General features: G+C 69.1%; 9 protein-coding genes. 6 read left to right on the plus strand and 3 right to left on the minus strand.

Annotation, left to right across the window (positions count from 1 at the left end; genetic code table 11):
• From B3I25_RS05030 to B3I25_RS05055, 6 genes are all read left to right on the plus strand, one after another.
• A partial coding sequence (locus B3I25_RS05030; RefSeq protein ID WP_414672691.1) for a transketolase-like TK C-terminal-containing protein occupies positions 1-424 on the plus strand: 424 nt, incomplete at its 5' end.
• 253 nt (positions 425-677) lie between these two features.
• A complete protein-coding gene (locus B3I25_RS05035; RefSeq protein ID WP_064846116.1) occupies positions 678-1913 on the plus strand; it encodes a PucR family transcriptional regulator in 1236 nt (411 codons plus the stop codon).
• Between the two features lie 91 nt (positions 1914-2004).
• Positions 2005-2916 (plus strand): ACP S-malonyltransferase, encoded by a 912-nt coding sequence (locus B3I25_RS05040; protein WP_286738082.1) that lies wholly within the window; start codon positions 2005-2007, stop codon positions 2914-2916.
• Positions 2917-2976: 60 nt separating this feature from the next.
• A complete protein-coding gene (locus B3I25_RS05045) occupies positions 2977-4044 on the plus strand; it encodes a beta-ketoacyl-ACP synthase III (RefSeq protein WP_064846118.1) in 1068 nt (355 codons plus the stop codon).
• A 148-nt stretch (positions 4045-4192) separates the two neighbouring features.
• Positions 4193-4438 carry an acyl carrier protein gene (locus B3I25_RS05050; protein WP_035964527.1) on the plus strand — a complete coding sequence of 82 codons (246 nt, stop codon included), beginning with the start codon at positions 4193-4195 and terminating at the stop codon, positions 4436-4438.
• Positions 4439-4561: 123 nt separating this feature from the next.
• Entirely contained in the window at positions 4562-5824 is a 1263-nt protein-coding gene (locus B3I25_RS05055; RefSeq protein WP_064846119.1) for a beta-ketoacyl-[acyl-carrier-protein] synthase family protein, read from the plus strand.
• Between the two features lie 244 nt (positions 5825-6068).
• On the opposite strand, the gene B3I25_RS05060 is transcribed toward B3I25_RS05055, so the two are convergent.
• From B3I25_RS05060 to dprA, 3 genes are all read right to left on the minus strand, one after another.
• Complete coding sequence (locus B3I25_RS05060) at positions 6069-6572, minus strand: DUF3145 domain-containing protein (protein ID WP_085106278.1); 504 nt, start codon at positions 6570-6572, stop codon at positions 6069-6071.
• A gap of 216 nt (positions 6573-6788) precedes the next feature.
• Positions 6789-7811 (minus strand): tyrosine-type recombinase/integrase, encoded by a 1023-nt coding sequence (locus B3I25_RS05065; protein ID WP_286738084.1) that lies wholly within the window; start codon positions 7809-7811, stop codon positions 6789-6791.
• Positions 7771-8963 (minus strand): DNA-processing protein DprA (dprA, locus tag B3I25_RS05070; protein WP_286738087.1); only part of this gene is annotated, 1193 nt, incomplete at its 5' end. The genes dprA and B3I25_RS05065, both read right to left, overlap by 41 nt.

Genomic DNA, 8963 nt, shown 5'->3' on the forward strand with positions numbered 1-8963 from the left:
CGCCGACGTGTGGTCGGTGACGTCGTGGACGAACCTACGCCGGGATGCTCACGCCGCCGAACATGAGGCGTTCCTCAACCCCGGTGAAGGGACACGCACCCCCTACATCACCCAAGCACTAGCAGGGGCAACGGGACCGGTGATCGCTACCAGTGATTACACCTCGCAGTTGCCGGACTCGGTGCGTCAGTACGTACCCAACGACTGGGCCTCGTTGGGCGCTGACGGGTTCGGGTTCGCTGACACCCGCGCCGGAGCACGCCGGTACTTCACCATCGATGCGCACTCAATGGTCGTACGCACCCTGGAAATGCTGGCCAAACGCGGAGAGATCGACTGGTCCGCCCCCGCAGAAGCCATCACCCGCTACGACCTCACCAACCCCGCCGCCGGCACCAGCGGTAACACCGGAGGCGACGCCTAACCCACCAACCCACCACCACGACGCCCCCGCACCACCCACCCCACACACGAACGGCACGGTACGGGGGCGCCGTCGTACCATGCAAACGCGTTAAACCTCGAAGACCGAACCCGCGGCGGGCTCGCCCTGACCCGTATTCGCGGACGCGCGCACCCCGCCTGCAACTCGACGCGGGGCACCCGCCCCGGCGTGCGGCGTCGTCGTCCGGGGACATCCCCCCGGACGGGCGAACGGCATGGACTACCCTCGACTCATGCCCTCCGACACCTCCGGCTCCGCCGCCCGCAAAGCACGCTCCACGCGCCGGGTGACCTGGCCGCTCCGCAGTCGACAACAGGGCACACCGCACCCCAAGACGCTGGACAACCTCACGGCCAATCTAGGGCAGGTCTCGACCGTGGCAGTGCAGCGGTTAAGCACGTCCCTGCCGTGGTTCTCCCAGCTGCGCGCGGACGAACGCTCGGAACTCGGGCTGCTCGCCCAGCGCGGTATCGCGTCCTTCGTGCGGTGGTACGAGAACCCGCAGGAACCCGTGTGGGTGCTGACGGAGATCTTCAAGCAGGCCCCCACGGAACTGACCCGCTCCATCACGCTGCAGAACGCACTGCAGGTGCTGCGCATCGTCGTGGACGTGGTCGAGGAGAAGGTCCCCGAGCTCGCCCAGCACAACGACGAGGTGGCACTGCGCGAGGCCGTGCTGCGCTTTTCGCGCGAGGTCGCCTTCGCCGCCGCGGACGTCTATGCCAAGGCCGCCGAGAACCGAGGCTCGTGGGATGCGAGGCTGGAATCGCTCGTGGTGGACGGGATCCTGCGCGGCGACCACTCCGACTCCATGCGCTCCAGGGTCTCCGCGCTCGGCTGGACCGACCAGGGGGACGTCACGGTCATGGTGGGCCCCGCGCCCGCCACCACCGGACCCGCCGGTGTGGAACGCATCCGGCGCGCGGCCGGCCGCCATGCCACGGAATGCCTCGTGGCCATCCAGACCGACCGGCTCGTACTCGTGCTCGGCGGGCTCCGAGACCGCATGCGTTCCCTGACCAAGCTCGCGGCGGTGTTCGGTGAGGGGCCGGTGGTCCACGGGCCCGCGGTGTCCTCCGTGTTCGAGGTCAAGGAATCGGCGGATCGCGCCCAGGCAGGATTGCGCGCCGCCGCGGCCTGGCCCCAGGCACCGCATCCCGTCTACTCCGAGGACCTGTGGCCCGAACGCGCCATCAGCGGGGACCCGCTCGCGCTGCGCTCCATGGTGGAGGCCGTGTGGGAACCGCTCTCGGCGTCCTCCACCGGACTCGTGGACACCCTCACCACCTACCTGTGCGTGGGGCACTCGCTCGAGGCCACCGCGCGCGAGCTGTTCGTCCACGCCAACACCGTGCGCTACCGGTTGCGCCGCGTCAGCGACATCACCGGGTGGGACCCCCTGCTGCCGCGGGACGCGTTCGTGCTGCACTGCGCCGTGCTCGCGGGCCGGCTGAACAGTCAGCCATGACATGGTCTTGTAGACCTCCCACAAAGCTCGTCCCCCAGGTTGGTGACACCGACCAGTCCATGGCGCGGTCCACTCTTGGTGGAATGAACGGGTGATTGCAGTTGTCTGCCCCGGTCAGGGGTCCCAGAAGCCAGGTTTCCTCACCGAGTGGTTGTCCGTTCCCGGAGTGTCCGACCACCTGAGCGAGCTGTCCGACGCCGCCGGGCTAGATCTCACGCACTACGGCACCCAGGCGGATGAGGAGACAATCAAGGACACCGCGGTGGCCCAGCCCCTCATCGTGGCCGCGGGTCTCGTGGCCGGGCGGCTGCTCGCGCCGAGCTTGGAGGACCGCTCCGACGTCGTCTTCGCGGGGCACTCCGTCGGTGAGATCACCGCCGCCGCGCTGTCCGGCGTGCTGAGCGAGGCGGACGCCATGCGGTTCGTGCGCGTGCGCGCCACGGAAATGGCCCGCGCAGCCGCCGTCTCCCCCACGGGGATGGCCGCGGTGCTGGGCGGTAAGCCAGACGACGTTGCTCAGGCCATCGCCGCCGTCGGCGCCACCGCCGCGAACGCGAACGGCGGTGGCCAGGTGGTCGCCGCCGGGACGATCGAGCAGCTCGACGCCCTCGCGGAGAACCCTCCGGCGCGGGCAAAGGTCATCAAGCTCAAGGTCGCCGGCGCGTTCCACACCGAGCACATGGCGCCCGCGCTGGAGCCGCTGCGTGAGCTCGTGCCGCAGCTGTCCCCGAACGATCCGACGCACCCCCTGCTGAGCAACTTCGACGGTGCCCGGGTCGACGGCGGTGCAGCGGCCGTGGACTCGCTCGTGGAGCAGGTCTGCCGCCCGGTGCGGTGGGACGCGTGCATGGAGACCCTGGCCGAGCTGCAGGTCGAGCACATCGTGGAACTGCCGCCGGCCGGGACCCTCGTGGGTCTGGCCAAGCGCGGGCTCAAGGGCGTGCCCGCAACCGCGGTCAACACACCGGAGGACCTGGAGACGGTGCGGAGTATTCTGAGCTGACAAGTGTGCGCACGCACCCGGACAACTCGTGAACTGCACCAGGTAAGGAGTCGGCCTCCCGTGGCGACCATCAAACAGAACACCCCCAACGCCCACACACGCATCCTGGGTATCGGCGCCTACCGCCCGTCCGAGATCGTGACCAATGACGACGTCTGTCAGTGGATCGAATCCTCCGACGAGTGGATCGTCAAGCGCACGGGCATCCACACCCGCCACCGTGCCCCGGCGGACGTCACCGTCCTGGAGATGGCCGAGCACTCGGCCCGCGAGGCACTCGAGAGCGCCGGTCTCACGGGTGAGCAGCTGGACACCATCATCGTGTCCACCGTGTCCTTCCCGTACCTCACCCCGTCCCTCGCCGCCCAGCTCGCGGACCGCCTGGGGGCCACACCTGCGGCGGCCTACGACATCTCCGCGGCGTGCGCGGGCTACTGCTACGGCATCGCCCAGGCGGACGCGCTCGTGCGCTCCGGGGATTCCACCAACGTGCTGGTGATCGGCGTGGAAAAGCTCTCCGACGTCATCGACAACACCGAGCGTTCCATCTCCTTCCTGCTCGGCGACGGCGCCGGCGCCGTGGTCATCGGCCCGTCCGACGTGCCGGGGATCGGCCCGTCCGTGTGGGGTTCGGACGGATCCAAGTGGGATGCGATCCGTATGACCCACCCGCTCACCGACATCCGCACGGTCGAGAAGGGTGGCGAGCGGACCTTCGCCAAGGACCTCGCGGACCCAGAGACCGGTGAGATGCGCCCGGACGCCACCATGTGGCCCACCCTGCGCCAGGACGGACCCACGGTCTTCCGGTGGGCCTCGTGGGAGGGAGCCCGCGTGGCCAAGGAAGCCCTCGAGGCCTCCGGGCTCGAGCCCGAGGACCTCGCGGCATTCGTGCCCCATCAGGCGAACATGCGCATCATCGATCAGATGGCCAAGGTGCTCAAGCTGCCCGACTCCGTGATCATCGCCCGGGACATCGCGGAGGCTGGTAACACCTCCGCGGCGTCCATCCCGCTGGCCACCCACCGCTTGCTCGCGGAGCACCCGGAACTGTCCGGGAAGCCCTCCCTGCAGATCGGTTTCGGGGCGGGTCTCGTGTACGGCGCCCAAGTGGTGCTGTTGCCCTGATCCCACCCGTGGCGTGCCGTAGGGTTAGACCGCACACCTCTTGTCCACGGGCCGTTCGAGCACTCGGGCGGTCCGCACGGTAGTTCTCCCGAACCCCGTGCTCACCCAGTAAGGTCGCGCACCGCGACTATAAGGAAAGGAAGCCGATATGGCGAGCAAAGACGAAATCCTGGCCGGCCTGGCAGAAATCGTGAACGAAGAGACCGGCCTCGAGACCGACGCCGTGCAGCTCGACAAGTCTTTCACCGAGGATCTGGACATCGACTCCATCTCCATGATGACCATCGTGGTCAACGCCGAGGAGAAGTTCGACGTCACTATCCCGGACGAAGAGGTCAAGAACCTGAAGACCGTCGAGGACGCCGTCAACTTCATCGACAACGCCCAGGACTGATCCCCGGGTGTCAGGTGGCGTGCCCTCCAGCGTGAGCGGGGCACGTCACCTCACGTCACACCAGGCGGCCGACCGAGCAAGCCCTGGAACATCTGCGACCCCGGACACGAGGAAGTGCACAACATGTCCCGCAAAGTAGTCGTCACCGGCCTGGGTGCCATCACTCCCATCGGTGAGAACGTCCAGGAGACCTGGCAGAACGCCCTCAAGGGTGTCTCCGGTGTCCACGCTCTGGAACAGGAGTGGGTGGAGAAGTACGACCTCCCTGTGCGCATCGGCGCCACCTCCCCCAAGCCGTCTGAGGATGCCGTGTCCCGGGTGCAGGCCAAGCGTCTGGACCCCTCCGGTCAGCTGTCCGTGGCAGCGGCTCGTGAGGCGTGGACGGACGCCGGTTTCTCCGGCGCCGACGCCGACTCGAGCGACGAGTTGGACCCCACCCGCGTGGGTGTGGCGTTCGGTACCGGTATCGGCGGTGTGTGGACCCTCCTGGATGCGTGGGACACCCTGCTCGCCAAGGGGCCCCGCCGCGTCAAGCCCATGACCGTGCCCATGCTCATGCCCAACGGCAATGCGTCCTCGGTGAGCATGGAGTTCAAGGCCCGCGCGTGCGCGATCACCCCGGTCTCCGCGTGTGCATCCGGCACCGAGGCGTTCTTCCAGGGTCTGAATCTGATCCGCTCGGGCAAGGCGGACGTGGTGATCGTGGGCGGCGCCGAGAGTGCGATCCACCCCATGACCATTGCCGCGTTCAACTCCATGCAGGCCCTGTCCCGGCGCAACGACGATCCGCAGCGCGCCTCCCGCCCGTTCGACGTGGACCGCGACGGGTTCGTCATGGGTGAGGGTGCCGGTGCCGTGGTGCTCGAGTCCGAGGAGCACGCGAAGGCCCGCGGCGCGCGGATCTACGCCGAACTGGCGGGTGCGGGTCTCAGTGCCGATGCCCACCACATCACCGCTCCCGCCACCGGGGATGAGGGCGGACCCGCCCGCGCGCTGCGTGAGGCCATGGAGTCCGGGGACATCGCCCCCTCGGACATCAAGCACGTCAACGCGCACGCGACCTCTACCCCCGTGGGCGACATCCCCGAGGCCGGCGCACTGCGCTGCGCATTCGGGTCCGCCGTGGACGACATGGCCGTGTCCGCGACCAAGTCCATGATGGGTCACCTGCTCGGTGGTTCCGGAGCCGTGGAGGGTGTGCTCACCGTCCTGGCCCTATCCGAGCGCAAGGCCCCGTGCACCATCAACCTGGAGAACCAGGACCCCCGGATCGATCTGGACGTGGTGACCACCGCCCGGAATCTCCCCGGTGGGGACATGGTCGCGATCTCCAACTCGTTCGGTTTCGGCGGGCACAACTCGGTGGCGGCGTTCCGCTCCCTGTAGCGGGCGCCCACCCCAGCGACGAACCCCGGTGGCCCACCCTGTGGAGGTGGGACACCGGGGTTCGTTCGTGCTCCGCAACGGATTCGGAGCGAGAGTTCTGAGGTCGGAAACTTGTAGGTACGGGTGGCACCCATCGGGGGTCCCCGGGTAGATCACCCACCACGTCACGCCGCATCGGTAACGCCTTTCCGGGGCGAGCCGCGTCATCCGGCGGGTCTACCGGCGGGCGGCTATCTGGCGGGGGTCATCCGACGCGATGCAGCCACCGCACGGGTGCGCCCTCGGCGGCGTGACGGAACGGTTCCAACTCCTCGTCCCAAGCCTCCCCCAGCGCCAGGGAGAGCTCCGCGACCACGGCGGAGGGGTCCCCACCGGAGGCCTCGAACGCGAACCGGATCCGGTCCTCGCTCACGCAGATGTTCCCGGCGACGTCCGTGGTCGCGTGGAAAATCCCCAGATCCGGCGTGAAGGACCACCGGGAGCCGTCGTTACCGCGGCTCGCGTTCTCGGTCACCTCGAACCTCACCCGCCCCAGGGTCCGGAGCGCGGAGGCGAGCAGCGCCCCCGTGCCTGCGCGGCCGGACCACTCGAGTTCGGTGCGCACGCAACCGGGCTCGGCGTTCTGCGGTGTCCACTGTAGATCCGTGCGCTGTCGCGAGACGGATTCCAGAGCCCACTGGATGTGAGGGCACAGCGCCTGCGGCGCGGAGTGCACGTACAGCACACCCCGCGTGGTAGGTGAAGACATAGCCTGTTCCTCCGTTGTGTAGGTACGTCTTCCCCAACGTCCTGCTCGGAGGCCCCGGCCTATGTGTTTCGGCGCCCGTATGAAGTTGTCTGGTCGGTGTTCGGCGACCTGATGTACACACCCTCGCGGATTCGAGGCCGCGGGGTGGCTCATTCCGTTTCATTGTCCAGCAGGGCTACTCACCGGTCAACCCGAATCACTGCTCGCGCTGAAATGTCAAGCTCGCGGATGCGCTTGGGAGTAGGCACGTTTGAGCCGCTCCACGGACACATGGGTGTAGATCTGGGTGGTGGCCACGCTCGCGTGCCCCAGCACTTCCTGCACGGTGCGCAGGTCCGCTCCCCCATCCAGCAAGTGGGTCGCAGCGCTGTGCCGCAGGCTGTGCGGCCCACGGGCGGTGGTGTTCGGAATGGTCTCCAACGCACGGGCCACGACCCTGCGGGCCACCCGGGCGTCGATCCGGGCACCGCGGGCCCCGACGAAGACGGCGTCACCCGCGTCGGGTGCCGCGAGCTCCGCGCGCCGATGTCCCCACAGGGCCAGCGCCTCCCCCGCGCTCTCCCCGTACGGGACCCGGCGTTGTTTGTTGCCCTTGCCCGTGACCGTGAGGACGTGGTTCACGGCGTCCACGTGGAACCCGTCGAGGGACACGAGCTCGCTGATCCGAGCGCCCGTGGCGTAGAGCAGTTCGAGCAGTGCCCAGTCGCGCGCCGCGAGCGCTGCCGCGTGAGCGTCGTCGTGCTCACCGAGGGCGACGTCCCCGAGGTCGTCGAGCATGTCGTTGAGTGCCGTGGCGCCCACGACGTCCGGGAGGTGCTTGGCGGGGCGCGGCCCGCGCAACCCCGCGGCCGGGTCGTGACGCAGCCCCTGGGTGTCCACGGCCCAGCGGAAGAACGTGTGCACGGCCGCGATCCCCCGGGACAGGGAACTACGGGCGAGTCCTCGGTGGTGGCGCTGGGCGAGCCAGCCGCGCAGGGTGTCCCGGTCCAGCAGGTCCATGGCGTCGATCCCGTGGTCCCGCATCCAGTGCGAGAGGTCCGAGACGTCGTTGACGTAGGAGCGCACGGTGTGGTCGCTGCGGGACCGCTCGAGGCTCAGGTACGCCCGGAACTGCGGGAGGTAGGCCTCGAGCGGCCCGGGCGGGGCATCCTTCGCCCCTGCTGCCGGTGCCCCCTGCGCGCCCGACGACGCCGCGTGCTCAGGTTCCCGTTCGACCTTCCGGTCTTTTACTGCGCCCATGCGGCGAGCCTACCCGCCGCCATCCGAGCAGCGAGTCCGCGGCCAGTCCGGCGTCACGGAGCCTTACGAGACCCGTGAGCACCTCCCCCGGGCTCAACCCGGACACCGCGCACAGGTGGGACGGGTCCGCGTCGGTGCGCAGGGGCAGCGCGTCGAACAAGCGCAACAACGTGGGATCCAGGCCGTCCTCGGGGCGCTCGTCACGGGTACTCGCCGCCCGGTGTGCATCCTGGGCCACCGCATTGCCCAGGGGCTCCACGAGTTCCAGGAGCTCGGCGGCATTGCTCACGAGCACCGCGTGATCGTCGCGGATGAGGCGATGGCAGCCCGCCGATCCTCCCACGAGAACGTCCCCCGGGACCGCGGCGACCTCCCGCGAGAGCCCCGCTGCGTGGCGTGCGGTGTTGAGCGATCCGGAACGCCACGCCGCCTCCGTGACCACCGTGGCTCGCGTGAGGGCCGCGATGATGCGGTTGCGCTGCAGGAACCGGTAGCGCGCGGGAGCACAGCCCAGGGGGACCTCACTCAGCACCACTGAACGCTGCGTGATGTGATGCAGCAGGTCCGCGTTGCCCGCCGGGTAGAACCGATCCACACCGCACGCCAGAACGGCGATCGTGGCCCCGTCCTCGGTGCCTGCCTCAAGGGCGGCCGTGTGCGCCACGGCGTCGATCCCGTACGCGCCGCCCGAGACCACACACCAATGGGCAGCGGCCAGTTCATGGGCCATCTGACGGGTCACCGCGGCCCCGTAACCGCTCGCGTTGCGCGCGCCCACCACGGCCACGCTGCGATCCAGCCGGGACAGCGCATCACGATGACCCCGGCCCCACAGGACCACCGGGCGCTGCAGGCCCAGGTCGTCGAGCTGCGCGGGCCACTCCGGATCCTCCGGGATGAGTGTCCACGCACCGATCTGTTCGGCGTGCCGGGCATCCACGCGGGGCTCCGGGACGGGCAGCCGCGAGCGCCAGGCCGCGAACCGTTTGAGGAGATTCGGGACCGACGAGTCCGGGGCCAGCTCCTCGGTGGCCTTGCGATAAACGGAACACAGAGCGGGACTGGGGGCCTGCAATTCCACGATGCTGCGCCACAACAGTTCAGGGCCTAGGGCTGCCAGCAGGATCAAGCCCGCGGTGTCGCCGGGTTCGA

Source organism: Kocuria sp. UBA1838 (assembly GCF_002338785.1).
GTDB classification, from domain to species: Bacteria; Actinomycetota; Actinomycetes; order Actinomycetales; family Micrococcaceae; genus Kocuria; species Kocuria marina.

Excerpts from the sequence above, each read along its gene's own strand:
- B3I25_RS05065 (WP_286738084.1), bottom strand. The coding sequence starts at position 7,811 with ATGGGCGCAGTAAAAGACCGGAAGGTCGAACGGGAACCTGAGCACGCG.
- B3I25_RS05035 (WP_064846116.1), top strand. The coding sequence starts at position 678 with ATGCCCTCCGACACCTCCGGCTCCGCCGCCCGCAAAGCACGCTCCACG.
- B3I25_RS05055 (WP_064846119.1), top strand. The coding sequence starts at position 4,562 with ATGTCCCGCAAAGTAGTCGTCACCGGCCTGGGTGCCATCACTCCCATC.
- B3I25_RS05060 (WP_085106278.1), bottom strand. The coding sequence starts at position 6,572 with ATGTCTTCACCTACCACGCGGGGTGTGCTGTACGTGCACTCCGCGCCG.
- B3I25_RS05050 (WP_035964527.1), top strand. The coding sequence starts at position 4,193 with ATGGCGAGCAAAGACGAAATCCTGGCCGGCCTGGCAGAAATCGTGAAC.